15 protein-coding genes and 1 tRNA gene are annotated in these 15276 nt (G+C 67.1%); 9 read left to right on the forward strand and 7 right to left on the reverse strand.

Features of this window, described 5'->3' with window-relative positions; all coding sequences use genetic code 11:
• Positions 1-479 precede the first annotated feature (479 nt).
• The 3 genes from NI17_RS17040 to NI17_RS17050 are packed head-to-tail and all read right to left on the reverse strand — an operon-like array spanning position 480 to position 3827.
• Complete coding sequence (locus NI17_RS17040) at positions 480-1943, reverse strand: P-loop ATPase, Sll1717 family (protein ID WP_147416973.1); 1464 nt, start codon at positions 1941-1943, stop codon at positions 480-482.
• 10 nt (positions 1944-1953) lie between these two features.
• Positions 1954-2496 carry a flavoprotein gene (locus NI17_RS17045; protein WP_084012400.1) on the reverse strand — a complete coding sequence of 181 codons (543 nt, stop codon included), beginning with the start codon at positions 2494-2496 and terminating at the stop codon, positions 1954-1956.
• Positions 2493-3827, reverse strand: coding sequence for a helix-turn-helix domain-containing protein (locus NI17_RS17050; RefSeq protein WP_234401649.1), 1335 nt, complete (start codon positions 3825-3827; stop codon positions 2493-2495). The genes NI17_RS17045 and NI17_RS17050 overlap by 4 nt, the downstream gene beginning before the upstream one ends.
• 352 nt (positions 3828-4179) lie before the next feature.
• On the opposite strand from NI17_RS17050, the gene NI17_RS17055 reads away from it, so the two are divergent.
• The 9 genes from NI17_RS17055 to NI17_RS17095 all read left to right on the forward strand — a co-directional run bounded on the left by NI17_RS17055 (position 4180) and on the right by NI17_RS17095 (position 10884).
• Positions 4180-4446: a hypothetical protein gene (locus NI17_RS17055; protein WP_147416974.1), complete on the forward strand. Its 267-nt coding sequence runs from the start codon at positions 4180-4182 to the stop codon at positions 4444-4446.
• An 11-nt stretch (positions 4447-4457) separates the two neighbouring features.
• Entirely contained in the window at positions 4458-4682 is a 225-nt protein-coding gene (locus NI17_RS17060) for a hypothetical protein (protein ID WP_147416975.1), read from the forward strand.
• Between the two features lie 67 nt (positions 4683-4749).
• Positions 4750-5475 (forward strand): GntR family transcriptional regulator, encoded by a 726-nt coding sequence (locus NI17_RS17065; protein WP_068688120.1) that lies wholly within the window; start codon positions 4750-4752, stop codon positions 5473-5475.
• Positions 5476-5596: 121 nt separating this feature from the next.
• Entirely contained in the window at positions 5597-5995 is a 399-nt protein-coding gene (locus tag NI17_RS17070) for a plasmid replication, integration and excision activator (protein ID WP_068688119.1), read from the forward strand.
• 116 nt (positions 5996-6111) lie between these two features.
• On the forward strand, positions 6112-6366 hold the full coding sequence (locus NI17_RS17075) for a hypothetical protein (protein WP_068688118.1): 255 nt from the start codon (positions 6112-6114) through the stop codon (positions 6364-6366).
• On the forward strand, positions 6366-7808 hold the full coding sequence (locus NI17_RS17080) for an FtsK/SpoIIIE domain-containing protein (protein ID WP_068688442.1): 1443 nt from the start codon (positions 6366-6368) through the stop codon (positions 7806-7808). Before NI17_RS17075 ends, NI17_RS17080 begins: the two co-directional genes overlap by 1 nt.
• A complete protein-coding gene (locus tag NI17_RS17085) occupies positions 7809-9503 on the forward strand; it encodes a replication initiator (RefSeq protein ID WP_068688117.1) in 1695 nt (564 codons plus the stop codon).
• Entirely contained in the window at positions 9500-9694 is a 195-nt protein-coding gene (locus NI17_RS17090; protein WP_068756014.1) for a helix-turn-helix domain-containing protein, read from the forward strand. The genes NI17_RS17085 and NI17_RS17090 overlap by 4 nt, the downstream gene beginning before the upstream one ends.
• A complete protein-coding gene (locus NI17_RS17095; protein ID WP_068688116.1) occupies positions 9694-10884 on the forward strand; it encodes a tyrosine-type recombinase/integrase in 1191 nt (396 codons plus the stop codon). The genes NI17_RS17090 and NI17_RS17095 overlap by 1 nt, the downstream gene beginning before the upstream one ends.
• 66 nt (positions 10885-10950) lie before the next feature.
• Here NI17_RS17095 and NI17_RS17100 read toward each other — a convergent pair.
• The 4 genes from NI17_RS17100 to NI17_RS17115 all read right to left on the reverse strand — a co-directional run bounded on the left by NI17_RS17100 (position 10951) and on the right by NI17_RS17115 (position 15266).
• Positions 10951-11024: transfer RNA gene (locus NI17_RS17100), tRNA-Thr, on the reverse strand.
• Between the two features lie 69 nt (positions 11025-11093).
• Positions 11094-12647: an aminotransferase class V-fold PLP-dependent enzyme gene (locus NI17_RS17105; RefSeq protein WP_068688115.1), complete on the reverse strand. Its 1554-nt coding sequence runs from the start codon at positions 12645-12647 to the stop codon at positions 11094-11096.
• A 194-nt stretch (positions 12648-12841) separates the two neighbouring features.
• Positions 12842-14425 carry an alpha/beta hydrolase gene (locus tag NI17_RS17110; protein ID WP_068688114.1) on the reverse strand — a complete coding sequence of 528 codons (1584 nt, stop codon included), beginning with the start codon at positions 14423-14425 and terminating at the stop codon, positions 12842-12844.
• The gene (locus NI17_RS17115) at positions 14361-15266 is read right to left on the reverse strand and encodes a PSP1 domain-containing protein (RefSeq protein ID WP_068688113.1); all 906 of its coding nucleotides are present in this window, start codon (positions 15264-15266) and stop codon (positions 14361-14363) included. The genes NI17_RS17110 and NI17_RS17115 overlap by 65 nt, the downstream gene beginning before the upstream one ends.
• Positions 15267-15276 lie beyond the last annotated feature (10 nt).

A 15276-nucleotide genomic window follows, 5' to 3' on the forward strand; every position in this document is an offset into this window, starting at 1 on the left:
TTACGAGTCTGGCGAGCAATGTCCGGGGACGTCCGGGAATGGTGTCTGAGCTGGGTGGACGCCTTTTCGAGGGGCCGATGATTCCAGAGCTGTCCAGCCCTGTCCGGGGCCGGTGTTAGCAGCCGTGTTAGCACGGAGACAGCGCCGAGGGATTGGGGACCGCCCTGCGTCACCCGAGATTTCGGCAACCACAGCGGCGGGCAACCACGGTCCTCGGTCCGTGGTGCTCGATCGCGCCGGGGCGCTCAGCCACAGACAGGCAGGGTCGCGCGATCGAGCGCCACGGGACCCGAGGACATCAGGAACCACAGCTCGGTAACTGCGGCCGTTGGGCGGTCGCCTGCGGCAAGCGGAATCAGAAGCCGTCTGGGGGTGGCTCCGGACCGGGCGGCAGCCCGCAGCCGGAGCCACCCCCAGACGCCGCGACGGCGCGCAGCGCCGTCGCCTTGATCCCATACAGCTAGATTCGGCAAGTTCTCTTAGAACTTTGCGTTAACTGCCAGAGCCAAAGCCGGATGGAGAAGGAAAGGGCCGCTGGCGTTAAGTTCATTAAGGTTTCTTCGGTGGTAGAACTGGATATATTCTTCCCTTCCCCTTTTTATGTTTGCAATCGCCCCCGCAAGGAAAAGTTGATGCAAAAGTTGATCAATGGTGAAATTGTTTTTCTCTATGATTTCAGAAAACGCCTTCTCGAAATCGCTTCTCTGAAACCTTCGATCGAGGCTCCCCAAGATTCCTAAGGTTGCGGACGCCACTGAATGCGGAGTGAGTCCAGCCAGCTCATTGAGTATTTCGTTGGCGAAGTAGCTTTTGCAATAGTTGTTAACCCCGGCTCGCACCTCTTTAACGCTTAGCGTTCTATGATTTTCCTGAAAAGGGACTGATTTAGATATATTGCGAAATAGCATGAGTATGTCGCGAGGAGTTTGCCTCGTTAAATTCATCAAGTATGAATGCATGGGACGATGAACGTTTTTGCCGTAGATCATCTCGGGCGGAAGATAGTCGAGAAGTATATTGTCGAACTTCCCTCCTCCGGCCCTGGCTTTCTTTTCCACCAGGTCCCAAAGATAGCTGGATTCGGCTTCATTGTTTCCATACTCCCAAGTGAACTCAATTGCCCACCCTTGCCTTATTTTATTACTATCGGGGAGGTTTATCTTCATAAAGATATCACTTCTACACAGAAGGAGAATTCGAATTCTAGAGCGAGCCCTCCTTAGCTTTCTGTGCATGGAATAAGCTGCTCGCAAAAGGTTTGAAAGAACATTCCAATAGCTCTCGCTGCCGATTATTGCGCTGTCTAGGCCGTCCAAAGCAAGAACGTGCGTGGCCTCTGTCTCCGCTTCTATGACAGCATTTTCGAGAACTGAAGCCAGTTGATTTGCGTGAATTTCAATACTTCCAGTGTCTTCTCTTTGGAACTCATAAATCCTTTTTGGGAGCGTAAATTTATGCGTTCTCTTCCTTACCTCCCTGATGACTGTCCTAAATTCTCCATCAACCAATCCAGATCTCTTCAGCTTGTTATGGAGGTCTACATAGTCAGGGTCCCTAGAGATATCACTCCCCAAGTCGTTCATCACAGACTCAAAGAGCTTCAGCCAGAGGAACACTGTCCAAGCTAGCTCAGTGCGACCATTCTCGCTTTCTTCACCTATCTTTTTCTCAGCGGCAACAGACTGATGCAAAGACCCAAGGTCGCAGGAATCAACCCTGAATCCTGCTTGCTCCTCTTGTCCTTTAATCTTGAGATACTCTACAACCGTAGACTTTCCCACCCCCTTGGGGCCAATAAGTAGAAAAACTTCTCCGTCTTGGACCTGGTCTACGACGCCCCATGGGTCCATGAAGCTTTTCTTGAAAAGCTTCGGATTTTTCTCTGCCTCGTCCTCCGCCGCAGCTTCGCCGAATTTCAAACTCTTAAAAGGGGTAAGATTCACTGGATTATCCTCACTTGTCAATCGAGTTGATCAACTTCAAAGCTTCCTTCCAGGGGAATAGTTTTCTGAGGCTCCCCCCTTTGCCAGCCTCGTGTGGAGCAAAAATCCCTCTACCAAAAAGGATAGAAACCTTTTCTTTTGCAAGTGACGACAGGCTTCTTTGAAATGGTAGGCGCGCAGAGTAGGCGGAATTAATAAACGGAAGAATGGCAATGGGGATACTAAGTCCTATTGCTTCGTTTACTACGTCGAGGGCGTAGTTGTCGGCGATTCCGTTGGCGAGTTTGTTGATGGTGTTGAAGGTGGCCGGGGCGACGATAATGGCGTCGGCTCTCGGAGAGCGGGGTTGGCCGGGTTTGCGGTGGGTGTGGCGCACTGGGCGGCCGGTCTGCTTTTCCAGAGCCTCGACGTTGATAAAGCTGACCGCCGCCGGGGTGGCGATGACCTGGACGGTCCAGCCTTCCTCCTGGGCCATGCCGACGAGAATTCCGACGTCGGGAGCGGGGCCGGCGGCGCACACCACGATGTAGAGGGTTTTGGTCTGCTGGGTCATGCGGCGATTCCGGCACGCTCGGCGAGTTCGGTCATGTTGGCGCGCAGGTGGCCGGTGGAACGGGCGTGGATGTCGGTGATGACCTGGTGGACGGCCGGGCGGGTCCTCAGCTCCTCGGGGGCGAACCGCTCGGCGGTCATCAGCGCTTCGTAGGCGCGGTCCAACTTGTTCCACTGGGCGTAGGCGCGGGCGGCGTCGATGAACAAGGTGGCTTTGCGTTCGGTGACGTCGATGTTGTCCAACCGGACTTGGCGGGCGTAGTCGATGGCGCTGCCCGCGTCGCCCAGGGCGACGGCGATGTTGACCCGATGGAGGAGAACATTGGTGGGGCCGAAGGCGGTCCACTGGTAGTTGTGGTCTCCGCCGAGTCGGCGGCCCGCCTCCTCGGCCTCGTCCAGCAGAGTGAGGGCCTGGGCGCGGTCCTCGTTCTTGGCGGCGGCTGCGGCTCCCCTCAGCAGCAACGCGCCGTAGACCGAAAGTGAGTCCGGGGACGGTTCGGCGGTGTCGTGGTCGACACGTTCGGCCATGCTGGCGGCGAGCTCGGTGGCCGGGCCGTAGTGGCGGTCCTTCATCAGAGCGTGGGTGACGATGCGGGCGCTGGCGCCGATGGTGGTGGGGTTCTCGCTGCGCTCGGCGGCCTGCATGCTGCGGTCGGCGGCGAGCCACGCCAATCCGCGTTCCTCGGACTTGAGCAGCACGCTGGACGCCACGTGGTACGCCTCGGCCTGGAGGACGTAGGCGGTTCGGAGATCGTCACCGGTGAAGGTGGCCGTGGCGGCGGCGAGCCGGTCCAGCAGTGTGGGAAGTTGCTGGGCCACCGTGCCGTAGTGGCATGCCTGGTAGCCGATCTTGGCCGCCCGTACGGCCTTGGTCAGTGCCTCGACGGTGAGGTTGGGGGCGTGGGCCGTGGTCGGGGTCGTGTAGCGGGTGAGGGCGGCGGCGATGCGGTCCGCGCCGGTCAGTGATCCGGTGGTGGCGGCGATGCCCGCTCCGGCAAGGCTGATGAACTGGCGTCGTTTCACTCGGTCCTCCTTCTCCTCCACGCTAGGCGGGGAGAGTCGGGCCGTGGGGGCCGCGGCCGGTGCACTATCCCCGGTGAGGATGGCCAGGTTCAGGGGTGCCAGACCGAACAGCATGCGTGCCTGGTCGGGCATGCCCAAGCCGTCGGCGATGCGCTCGAACACCTCGAAGGCGGTCACGCGCTTGCGGCCGTTGAGGATTTCGCTGATGCGCCCCTGAGCGATTCCGGTGGCTGCGGCAATCCTGGTCTGACTGGCACCGCCGTAGTGCTGGGCGAACCTGAGCAGACCGGCGACGTCGCGTTCCTGCAAAATCCGGCGCGTTTCTTCACGTTTCCACGCCCATGCAGGAATGGCGATCGGTTCTGGTGCTCGTCCAGCCATCGCGGCCCCTCTCACGGTGGTGGGGTCGTCATTATCCCTACTTGGGATAGCTCGTGGGAATGGGTTTGCGATTTCGACCGCGGAAACCTGGGGTCATGGACGGTGACACGAACACGACGTGCACGAACTGTCGGGGCCGTGGCTGGCGGTGGGTGCGGCTGCGCCGGGGCTTCGACCGGACGACCATGGCCGGGCTGCGGGTGGAGCCTCAGCGGCAGGACTGCTGGGACTGTGCGGGATCGGGTCGGATCGCGGTTGCCTCGGTCGGGGAGACGGCGGCGTGATGGCCTCGACGCGGCAGGCGGGGCATCTCAACGCGCTGCGGGTCCGTCTGGACTGGCTGGGCCTCGGCGCTCGTTTCGTTCCGGTGCTGGGTGAGCTGCGGGTGGAGCATCCCGGCTATGTGGGGCCGGTGTGGGTCTCGGCCACCGAACGCGGGGCCTACGTGCTGCGGGACGGTTTCTACCGGCGGGCGCTGTGCGCGGACTCCCATGAGGCGGCCTACCAACTGGTGCGTTACTTCCGGGCGCGGTTGGTCGTCCGGTGACGGGCTCCGAATTGGAAGCGTCGATAGCGCGGCTGCGCGGGTTGATCGCCCGGGAGTTGCAGCGGGAGTTCTCCGGTGCGATCGTGCGTCCGCTTCCCGAGGGCGGATGGGTGGCGGTCTATCGCGGAACGCCCGTGACGGCGGGGGATGCGGTGATGCTGCGCGCCCGACTGGCGGCGATGAACAGTAGCTCCGTGGAGGTCCTCGACCTGCTGTGGAGCCTCTACGGCGGTTGACTGTGACAGGTTCTCCTGTCAGTGTCACTTGATAGTTCATGTTGGTTGAGCTGGGATGGAAACAACGATGGCTGGCGGCGAGCGCAAGTATGAGCGGGTGGCGCGGATCATCCGCGAACGCATCGCCTCGGGGGTCTACCGGCTGGGCGACGCCCTTCCCTCAGAGGGGAAGCTGAGCGAGGAGTTCGAGGTCTCGCGGCCCACGGTGATCAACGCCCTCAACGTGCTGCGGGATGAGGGGCTGATCTACACCCAGACCGGTTCAGGTTCCTACGTGCGTGCCGCCAAACCCAAGGTCGCCGAGGAGTCCGCGCGTCCCGGCCTGGAACTGCTGGAGGGCTCCGAGGAAGAGCAGGCGGCCGAACTGCTGCAAGCCGGGATCGTGGTGGCTCCTCCTCGGGTGGCCGGTCTGCTGGACCTCCCCGCTCCGGCCAAGGCGTTCCTACGTCAGTACGTGATCAGCGACGATGACGGGCCGACCGAACTGGTCTCGGCCTGGTTTCCGCTGGAACTAGCCTCCGGCACCCGGTTCGCCTCCCCTGAACCGCTGGGACCGAGCATCCGCCGTCACCTCTTCGAGCGCAAGAAGATCCGCTTGGACTACGCGGTGGAGCGCACCATCGCCCGTGCGGCCACACCGGAGGAAGCCCAGGTGTTGGAGATCGCGGCCGGTGCTCCGGTGCTCAACATCGTGGTGACCGGGCACGACGTCGACGGTGCGGCCCTTCAGATGATCGACGCCGTTCTTCCCGGCGACCGGCACGAACTTCGGGACGTCTACCCGCTCCACTAGTTCTGTCAGGAAATCCACCGAATCGAACTTGACCTATCAGGTCCGCACACCTACTCTCGAACCACAACCTGATAAGTCAGGTTGTGGTTCTTCTCTTTCCTGATAGATGGGATTTGGTCTGATGGCGATTCAGGGTGCGTTGCCGGTGGCGTTCGGGACGGTGTTCCCGCACGGGGCGTTCGCGCTGGGGGTGGAGGCGATTACCGACTTCGAGACCAAGCGGCCCCAGCTCGACAAGGAGTCGGGCCTGCCGTTGTGGGCGGTGGAGGTGATCGACGCCGATCCCAACGCGCGGGGCAAGGCCAAGTCGGTGAAGGTCAAGGTGGCGGCCGAGGTCTGCCCGACCCTGCCCGATGAGGTGGCGGGGCTGCCGTTCCGGCCGGTGGAGTTCGAGGGCATGTCGGTCATGCCCTACGTGGATGACTCCGGGCGCCGTCCTCGGGTGGCCTACTCGCTGCGGGCACGCGGCCTCAAGGCTCCCGGTGCTGGTGCTCGCCGTGCGGCCAAGGACGCCGCCTAATCCCTCCTGATGTGTAAGCGGGGCGGCTGATGCGCCAACATCCGCCGCCCCTTCAACCCCTCCGTATTTCCGTTCGGCTTCCCAACCGATGAACCACAGAAGAGGTGTGTCTGATTATGGCTGACCAGCCCTCTCCCGTCTCTCCTCGGGAGATCTCCGAGTTCCTGGCCCTGGTCCGTGAACGCTCGAAGAACCGCGCGCCGTCGACTCCGGCGGAAGACGTGGCGTTCTTCGAGCGCAAGGCGGACCTGCTCACCCGGATCGCCGCTGACTCCGTCGACCCGGAAGCCTTCGAGGTGGCGGCGATCGCGCGTGCCCAGCTCGACGCCGCCCGCGCTCGCCTGGCTCGCTCGACGGGGGGTGGGTGCTGATGTGGTGGTCTCCTCGTCCGGCGTCTCAGCAGGTGCAGGCGACGACTCCGGTTCCGGCGCAGGCGTTCCGGTTCGCCGCTCCGGTGTTGCCCACTCCGGTGGCGCTGATCGTGGCCCGCTGGCTGGCCCGGCTGGTGGTCCTGGTGGTCAAGCTGCCGTTCCGCTTCCCCGTGGCCGTGGCTGCGGCCGTCGCCTCGTTCCTCGTCTGGCGCGCCTTCGGCTGGATCACCGTGGCCGTGGCCTGGTCGCTGGTCGATGTCGGGTTGTTGGTGTGGTGGCGGCGCTGGCCGGTCTCGTTTCGCCGCTGGGTGGGGCTGCGCGTGCTCGCGGCCTGGCGGTGGTGGTGGGTGTATGCGCGGCAGTGGCAACCGGTGCTCGTGGTGGCCGGGCTGGCCGAGACCTACCAGGAACGCCAATACCTCCCCAGGATTCGGCGGGTGACCTGCTCGGCGTGGGCCGACCGGGTCCGCGTGCGCCTGGTCGCCGGAACCACACCCGCGGACTTCGAGAACCGGGTTGCCGAGTTGGCGCACGGGTTCGGCGCGCCTTCCTGCCGCGTGACCGTACTCGGGCCGCGGGATGTGGTTCTGGAGTTTCCCCGGTGGGACACCCTCGCCGAACCGATTGCCGCGCTCGACGTTCCGACCGTCCCTGACCTCGGCGCACTGCCCGTGGGGCTTCAGGAGGACGGCACGCCGTGGCGGCTGAGGCTGCATGGGACTCACGTCCTGGTGGTGGGGGTGACCGGCTCGGGCAAGGGGTCGGTGCTGTGGTCGGCGATCCGCGCCATGCTCCCCGCTCTGGAGGACGGCACCGCGCAGGTGTGGGCGGTGGACCCCAAGCGCATGGAACTGTCCTACGGGCGCTCGCTGTTCGCCCGCTACGCCGACACCGGGGAAGCGGCGGTGGCCCTGCTCGAAGAAGCGGTGGCCCAGATGCGGGAGCGGGCCGAACGGTACGCGGGCCGCCAACGCTCCCACACTCCCACGACCGAGGACCCGTTCACGGTGGTGGTCCTCGACGAGGTGGCGTTCCTGACCGCCTACCACCCCGACCGGGACGTGCGCCGCCGCGCCGAGAACGCGATTGCCACGCTCACCAGTCAGGGCCGGTCGGTGGGGTTCTGCGTCCTTGCCGCCCTCCAGGACCCGCGCAAGGAAGTCATGAACCTGCGCAACCTGTTCCCCGACAAGATCGCCCTGCGCCTGGACGAAGCGAGTCAGGTGGACATGGTCCTCGGCGAAGGCGCACGCGACCGGGGCGCGAACGCCCACCTGATCGACTCCACCCTTCCCGGGGTCGCCTTCGTGCGGTTGGAGGGCTCGCCCATGCCGGTCCGCGTGCGGGCGGCGTATGTGTCCGATGACGACATCGACACCATGACCGCCAATCACGCCCCGACCTCGTCGTCGGGGCTGTGCGCGGTGGGAGGGGCCGCGTAGATGCCCACACCGACCGGGAAGACCACGCGCGCCGAACGTCTGGCTCAGCCGTTGGCGCGGGACGTGGCCGAACAGATCGCCGCAGACCACGGGGTGTGCATCCGCCCGGTGAGTCTGCGGCGCATCGACACCGCCACCGGGGCCACCGAGGTCATCGACGTCCCCTGCGGGTCCACGCTGGAATCCCGCTGTCCGGCGTGTGCTCGCCGCAAGCGGTCCCTGCGGCGTTCGCAGTGTGAGGAGGGCTGGCACCTGGCCGAGGAACCGACCGTGGTTTCCGATGATCCCTCCGAGGTGCAGCGGGCCTGGGTGGAGCGGCGGGCCGTGGTCACGGCTGAGCGGGACCGGCTGGCCTCCTGCGGCGCTGACTCTGAGGCCCTGGCCGAACTGGATGCGGCGATCGCGGACCTTGACGAAGAGATCGCCGCCTCGGGGCTGCGGGGCAAGGCCGCTCCGGCTCCCTCCTCGGCAGCGGCGACTCGCTCTCGGCGGGTGCGGTCCACTCGGCGGCGGCAGGACGCTCCGGAGTTGCCCAAGCGGCCGATGGTGCGGCGCACCGTGGGCAGGGCCTTCACCGACCCGGACTCGGGCAAGGTGTTCCGGCCGTCGCTGTTCGTCACCCTGACCTGCGACACCTACGGGCGGGTGCGCTCCGACGGAACACCGGTTGATCCTGCGACGTACGACTATCGGCGGGCCGCACGCGACGCCCTGCACTTCTCCAAGCTGGTGGACCGGTTCGTGCAGAACCTCCGCCGCGTCGCGGGCTTCGAGGTGCAGTACTTCGCCACGGTGGAGCCGCAACGCCGGTTGGCTCCGCATCTGCACATGGCGATTCGGGGCACGATTCCGCGCGCTGAGTTGCGGCAGATCGCGGCGGCGACCTACCACCAGGTGTGGTGGCCCTCGACCGACCGGGTTGTCTACGACGGCGACCACCTGCCCGTCTGGGACGAAGAAACGGGCTCCTACTTCGACCCGGCGACCGGGGAAGTCCTGCCTTCTTGGGATGAGGCCCTCGACGCACTCGACGCCGACCCCAACGCGCAACCCCTGCACGTCTGTCGGTTCGGCCCTCAAGTGGACGCCAAAGGCGTGCTCGCGGGCTCTGCGGACGCCGACCGCTGCGTCCGCTACCTGGCCAAGTACCTGACCAAGGACATCGCCGAATGCCACGCCGTGGAAACCGTCGCGCAGGAACAGCACGTGGACCGGCTACTCGACGCCCTGCGCTATGAACCCTGCTCGCCTCGGTGCGCGAACTGGCTGCGCCACGGCATCCAACCCAAAGACGCCAAAGCCGGACTGCGGCCGGGCTTCTGCACCTCCAAAGCCCACCGGCGCGAACACCTCGGCTACGCGGGCCGTCGGGTGCTGGTCTCGCGCAAGTGGTCCGGCAAGACCCTCGCTGACCACAAGGCCGACCGCCTCGCCTGGGTCCTGCGCACCCTCGGCCTCGACCCGGACAACCCCGGCCACGCCCAGGAGGACGCGCAACCCGCCGCCTTCCCCCTGCGCGCACTCGGCGGCGGCGGTGACCACGTCGCCTGGGAACTGGCCCGACCCACCGACCCGGACGTGCCACCTCGTGAGCACCGCCTGTTGCGGGCGGTTGGCGAGACGTTGAAACGCCGCGCGGCACTCCAGGCGGCACAGCAGACCACTCTTTCGGCAACTGAACAGAGGGCAGCATGACCACCCCCCCGCGTCTCCTCCTGACCGTTCCCGAAGCCGCGCGCGTGCTGGCGATCTCCCGAAGCAAGCTCTACGAACTGCTCGCCTCCGGGGCGGTGCGCTCGCTGCGCATCGGCGGTTCCCGCCGTATCCCCGTCTCGGCGCTGGACGACTACGTCTCCGGGCTCCTCGACCAGGAGGAGGCGGCCTGATGGGCAAGCTCCGCGACGGCGTGATGAAACGCGGCAAGACCTGGTCCTACGTCATCCGCGTACCCGACCCGGAAACCGGGGTGAGCAAACCCAAGTGGGTCGGCGGCTTCGCCACCGAGGACGAAGCCAAGGCCGCCCGCGACGAAGCACGGGTCAAGGCCCGGCGCGGCGAGTACATCGAACGCTCTGACCTGACCGTGGCGGACTACCTCGCCGAGTGGCTGGACGGGCACGCGATGGAGGTCAAACCGCGCACGCTCGACGACTACCGCAACTGCATCCGGCTGTACGTGCTGCCGCGCATCGGGTCGGTGAAGGTCCAGGCGCTGCGGCCGTCCACGTTCACCAGGCTCTACCGGGACCTGCGGGCTCGCGGCGGCAAGGGCGGGCGTCCGCTGGCGGTGAGCACGGTGACCCATCTGCATGCCGTACTGCGCAAGGCGTTCCGCGACGCCGTGGAGGTCGACCAACTCCTACCCAGCAACCCGGTGGAGCGGGCCAAGCGGCCCCGGGACGTCTACCGGGAGGTGGGCGACGTCTGGACCAAGGCGCAACTGCGGGCCTTTCTGGAGGTCGCGCGCGGGCATCGCCTGTTCGCGTTCTTCCACCTGGCGGCCTACACCGGGGCGCGTCGGGGTGAGCTGCTGCACCTGCGGTGGCCTGACGTCGACCTCGACGGCGGGCGCATCACCATCACCGGGTCCACTGCGGTGGTCGGCGGGGTCCGGGTGGAGGGCACCACCAAGAGCGGCCGGTCCCGGGTGGTGACCATCGACGCCGGGACGGTGGGGGTGCTGCGCGCGCACCGTGTTCGGCAGTGCGAGGAGGCCGAGACTGCGGGTGAGGAGTGGCGCGGTGATCCCAACGGCTACGTGTTCACCACGGCGTGGGGTGAGCCGGTCTACCCGGACACGGTGACCGGGCTGTTCCGTACCTTCATCAGGATGCACAACGCTCCGACCGACCGTCCGGCTCCGGCTGAACCTCTCCCCCTGGCCCGGCTGCACGACCTGCGGCACCTGCACGCGACCACACTGCTCATGGCGGGCGTTCCGGTCCACGTGGTGGCGGCTCGGCTGGGCCACGCCGATCCGGCGATCACGTTGCGGGTCTACGCGCACGTGGTGCGCGACGCCGAGACGGCGGCGGCCGACGTCTTCGCCCAGGCGCTCGGCGACGTCGACGGCTGAGCGCGTGTTAGCAAGGGCGTTAGCAAAGGGCCTCTCCCAGCACTGGGAGAGGCCCTTTGGTCTGCGAGCCGCCTGAGGGAATCGAACCCTCGACCTACGCATTACGAGTGCGTCGCTCTGGCCGACTGAGCTAAGGCGGCATCGCCTCGGGGTGAGGCGGTGCCAGTCTAGCGTGTCCCGAGGCGTGGCCGAAACCGATGTCGGCCGGGTCAGCAGGCCAGGCGCGAAGGCAGGTCGCGGGTGTCGGGGAACCGGTCGAGGTAGGTGGAGAGGGCGAACTCCAGGAACCGCGACACGTCCCCCAGCGTGCTGGCCAGGCCGACGGAGACCCGGATCGCTCCGGCTGTGGGCATGCCGACGGCCGCCAGCACCTCGTCGAGGGTGGAGGCGGTGCGCAGCCCCGGCAGTCGCAGGTCCTCGCGGTGCAGCTCGAAAGCCGCCTCGCCCGCCCCCGGGTTACAGAAGCAGCCGGTGCGCAGGGAGATGTTGGCCGCCGCCGCGTCGCGGGCGACCACACGCTCGTCGACGACGCGGCCCGCCGGGTCGAGGAAGTTGAAGGCGACCGTGCCGCCACGCGCCTCGGTGGAGGTGGGCCCGTAGACCCGTACCAGCGGCGTCCCGGTGGAGTGGCGGGCCTCGGTCAACCGGTCGAGCAGCCATCCGGTGAGACATCGCACCCTGGTGTGCACGGTGTCCATCCCGATCGCCGACAGCCAGCGCAGCCCCACCTCCACGTCCGGGATCGACAGGTAGTTCACGGTGCCGTCCTCGAAGGCCGCGGCCCCGTCGGCCAGGTGGTACCAGTCGCCGAGCACGCTGGCGGCCTGGATCGTGCCGCCCGCGAACCAGGGCCGCTCCAGGCGCGCCAGCGCCTCCCTGCGCGCCACCAGACAGCCCAGGCCGGTCGGGTACCCGAAGAGCTTGTACCAGCTCACCGGCATGAAGTCGGGTTTGGTCCGGCTCAGGTCGATCCGGTTGGCGGGCGCGTAGGCGGCCGCGTCCAACAGCACGTCGAAGCCGTGGCGGTGGGCGAGGTCGATCCACTCCAGCGGATGCTGCACCCCGGTGAAGTTGCTCTGCGCCGGGTAGGCGAACAACCCGAAGCGTGCGCCGCCGTCGCCGTCGGGGGAGAACGGGCGCAGCGCCGAGGGCGCGGGGCGGTCCAGCGAGGCGCGCACCTCGGCCTCGGCGGCGCGCAACTCGGGCGGGACCAGGTCGACGGTGTCGATCTGCGCTCCCCTGGCCCGCGCGAACTCGCGGATCCCGTTCACCGAGTTGTGGTTGTCGGCCAACTGCACGAACCGCGTTCCCGGCTCGAACGGGTAAGCCTCCCCCACCAGGTGGCACGCCCCCGTGGCGTTGGGGGTGAAGACGGCCGTGTACTCCTCGGGGGAGGCGTTGAAGAAGCGCAGCACCGCGGCCCTGGCCCGCTCCACGAGCGCGGTGGAGGCCTCCGAGGTCGGGTTGGCCGAGTGGGGGTTGCCGAAGCACTGCCCCTCCACCCGTCGGGTGTGCGCTTTGACCTGCGCCTCGGCTGGCAGTCCGCCGCCGGTGTAGTCCAGGTAGAGGTGGTTTCTGTCGTCGAGGTAGCGGTACTCGGTCGCCCGGAGTTCGTCGAGCACGGCCGTGTCGACGTAGTCGGGGTAGGCGTCGACGAACGCGGTCTGCCCCGGAATCACCGACGACCGCGCCGGATGTGTCGCGGTGCCGCCGGTTGCCGTCCCGGAGGCGACCGGAACCGAGAGGTCTCTCATCCGCTTCATACCGTTCCCCCCGCTTTGTACCGTCCCCAGAGGGGCATTCCCCCGACACAGGCGGTGTCTCGACTCCGGGGTGAACTTTGGGCAGACTTTAAACAGCTCAGGGTAGTCGCTGGGATCGCATGCGTCTTCGCGTCGGAGGCGCGGCGCCCCTGTCCGGGGACCGTCCGGGACGAAGCTTCGGGCAGCGCCCGCTCTCACCTCGCCTGACCACTGGAGCGCGTGTCCGACACGTCGTCTCGCGGCTCACAGACGGTTCCGTCTTCGGGGACTTCCGTGCCCAGCAGGTAGGAGTCGACGGCCCGGTCGACGCAGGCGTCACCGGACCGGTAGGCGGTGTGTCCGTCCCCCTCCCAGGTGAGCAGCACCCCCGAGTCCAGGGCTTCGGCCAGTTCCTCGGACCATTCATACGGGGTGGCGGAGTCCCGGGTGGTGCCCACGACCAGGATGGGCGGCGCGCCGTCGCCGTCGATCTCGGCGACCGCGTCCTCGCGGGCCTCCTCGGGCCAGTAGGCGCAGGGCAGCGCTCCCCAGGCCAGTGACGGCCCGAACAGCGGCGACGCCTGCGCGGCGGTGCGCGCGGCCTCCTCGTAGACGCCGATGTCGCGGGGGGCGGGCCGGTCCGCGCAGTTCACCGCGACCAGCGCGGCCATGGAGTTCTGGTAGGTCTCGCGGTCACCGCGCTTGTACAGGACGTCGCCGAGCCGCAGCAGTTCGGTGCCGTCGCCGCCGTTGATCGCCTCGTCGAGGCCGGTGCGCACCCGAGGCCAGAACGACTCGCTGTACAGCGCGGCGAGCACGCCCAGTTCGACGCGGGGCCGGTTGGCTTCACGGTGGTCGATCCGGTTGGCCAGCGGCTCCCGCGCGGCGCGCTCCAGCAGCTCCCCGATCCGCGCGACACCGTCGTCCACGGTGGTGTCGGCTCCGTCCGCCAGCGGGCAGTCGGGGCGGCTCAGGCAGTCCTCGACGAAGGCGCGCAGCGCCGTGGTGAAGCCGCCCGCCTGTTCGACGCTGGTCTCCAACTGGCCGCCGTGCGGGGGGACCGCGCCGTCCAGCACCAGGGCGCGCACGTTGCCGGGGAACAGTTCGGCGTAGTGGGCGCCGATGGAGGTGCCGTAGGACTTGCCGAGGTAGGTGAGGCCGTCGTCGCCGAGCAGTTCCCGGAGCACGTCCATGTCCCGTGCGACGTCGGCGGTGCCCACGTGGTGGATCAGGTCGCCGGAGCGTTCCCGGCACGCCTCGACGAAGTCGCGGTTGAGGTCGGCGATCTCCTCGACTCCCGCGTCGGTGACCTCGGTGGGGTCGCCGTCGCCGTCGACGCTGTCGAACTGGAAGCCGAAGTATTCGTCCAGTTCCGCGCTGCTCAGGCAGTACACCGGGGTGCTCTGCCCCACGCCGCGCGGGTCGAAGCCGACGATGTCGAAGCGTTCACGCAGCTGTTTGCTGACGGCCGCGGAGGCGGAGGTGACGTAGCCGAGCCCGGAGCCGCCCGGTCCGCCGGGGTTGAGCACCAGTGAGCCGATCCGGTCGTCACCCGACGCGGGCAGCCGCTTCACCGCGATCTCCAGGCGCTCCCCCGCGGGATCGTCGTAGTCCACGGGGACCTCGAAGGTGCCGCACCAAAAACCGTCGCCGCAGTCCTCCCAGTCGATGCCCTGCTGGTGGAAGGCGGCCAGCGGGTCGTCTCCCGTTCCGGACTCCTGTGCGCGGTCCGACTCAGCGCATCCCGTCGCCAGCAGCGCCACCGCCAGCGCCGCGCCGATCCAGCCCTTCGCTTCCACTCGCTCCCGCTCTCCGTGTGCCGCCCCGGTGGGCGCTCTCGTATGCCTGCCTGGGGCCGCAGACGTCCGCGCGGTCGCACGCGCAGCGCCGTCCGCCGGCGTTGAGGCGGACCACGACCTTCTCCGCCGGAACCTCGTGTCCGACGACGACACCGTCGCCGTCGGGGGTGCGCACCCGGCTGCCTCGGGGAAGGTCCGCCCTGAACTCCCGGTACAGCTCGTGTTCGTATCTCAGACAGCACATGAGTTTGCCGCAGGCGCCGGAGATCCGCATCGGGTTGGGGGGCAGGTTCTGCGCCCTGGCCATGCGCATGGTCACCGGCTCGAAGTCGGTGAGGAAGGTGGCGCAGCACAGGTCGCGCCCGCACGGGCCGATGCCGCCCTGGATCCGCGCGCCGTCGCGTGCGGGGACCCTGGTGAGCCGTACCCGTGCGTCCAGGGTACGGCCCAGTTCCCGCAGCAGGGCGCGAAAGTCCACCCTGGACGGCGCGGTGAAGTAGACGGTGAAGGTGTTGCCCGCGGTGGCGTGGTCGACGCCGATGACCCTCATGTTCAGTCCGTGTGCGCGGATCAGCCGTTTGGCGGTCCGGCGCGCCTCGGCCCGGCGGCGGCGGGCGTGTTCGGCGCGGGCCAGGTCCTCCTCGGTGGCGATGCCCTGGCACACGGGGAGACCGTCGACGTCCTCACCGACCCACTGCGGCGCCCACACGCACTCGGCGACCTCGGGGCCCTCGTCGGTGGGTACGAGCACCTTGTCGCCCACGCGGGGGCTGGTCTGTCCCGGGTCGAGGTAGTGGAGCTGTCCGTACCGTTCGAAGCTCACCGCCATCATCATGGGCATGGGGGTCAGC

Source organism: Thermobifida halotolerans, assembly GCF_003574835.2.
In the GTDB taxonomy this organism is placed as follows: Bacteria; Actinomycetota; Actinomycetes; order Streptosporangiales; family Streptosporangiaceae; genus Thermobifida; species Thermobifida halotolerans.

Excerpts from the sequence above, each read along its gene's own strand:
- NI17_RS17045 (WP_084012400.1), bottom strand. The coding sequence starts at position 2,496 with ATGACCCAGCAGACCAAAACCCTCTACATCGTGGTGTGCGCCGCCGGC.
- NI17_RS17065 (WP_068688120.1), top strand. The coding sequence starts at position 4,750 with ATGGCTGGCGGCGAGCGCAAGTATGAGCGGGTGGCGCGGATCATCCGC.
- NI17_RS17070 (WP_068688119.1), top strand. The coding sequence starts at position 5,597 with ATGGCGATTCAGGGTGCGTTGCCGGTGGCGTTCGGGACGGTGTTCCCG.
- NI17_RS17075 (WP_068688118.1), top strand. The coding sequence starts at position 6,112 with ATGGCTGACCAGCCCTCTCCCGTCTCTCCTCGGGAGATCTCCGAGTTC.
- NI17_RS17080 (WP_068688442.1), top strand. The coding sequence starts at position 6,366 with ATGTGGTGGTCTCCTCGTCCGGCGTCTCAGCAGGTGCAGGCGACGACT.
- NI17_RS17085 (WP_068688117.1), top strand. The coding sequence starts at position 7,809 with ATGCCCACACCGACCGGGAAGACCACGCGCGCCGAACGTCTGGCTCAG.
- NI17_RS17090 (WP_068756014.1), top strand. The coding sequence starts at position 9,500 with ATGACCACCCCCCCGCGTCTCCTCCTGACCGTTCCCGAAGCCGCGCGC.
- NI17_RS17095 (WP_068688116.1), top strand. The coding sequence starts at position 9,694 with ATGGGCAAGCTCCGCGACGGCGTGATGAAACGCGGCAAGACCTGGTCC.
- NI17_RS17105 (WP_068688115.1), bottom strand. The coding sequence starts at position 12,647 with ATGAAGCGGATGAGAGACCTCTCGGTTCCGGTCGCCTCCGGGACGGCA.
- NI17_RS17115 (WP_068688113.1), bottom strand. The coding sequence starts at position 15,266 with ATGCCCATGATGATGGCGGTGAGCTTCGAACGGTACGGACAGCTCCAC.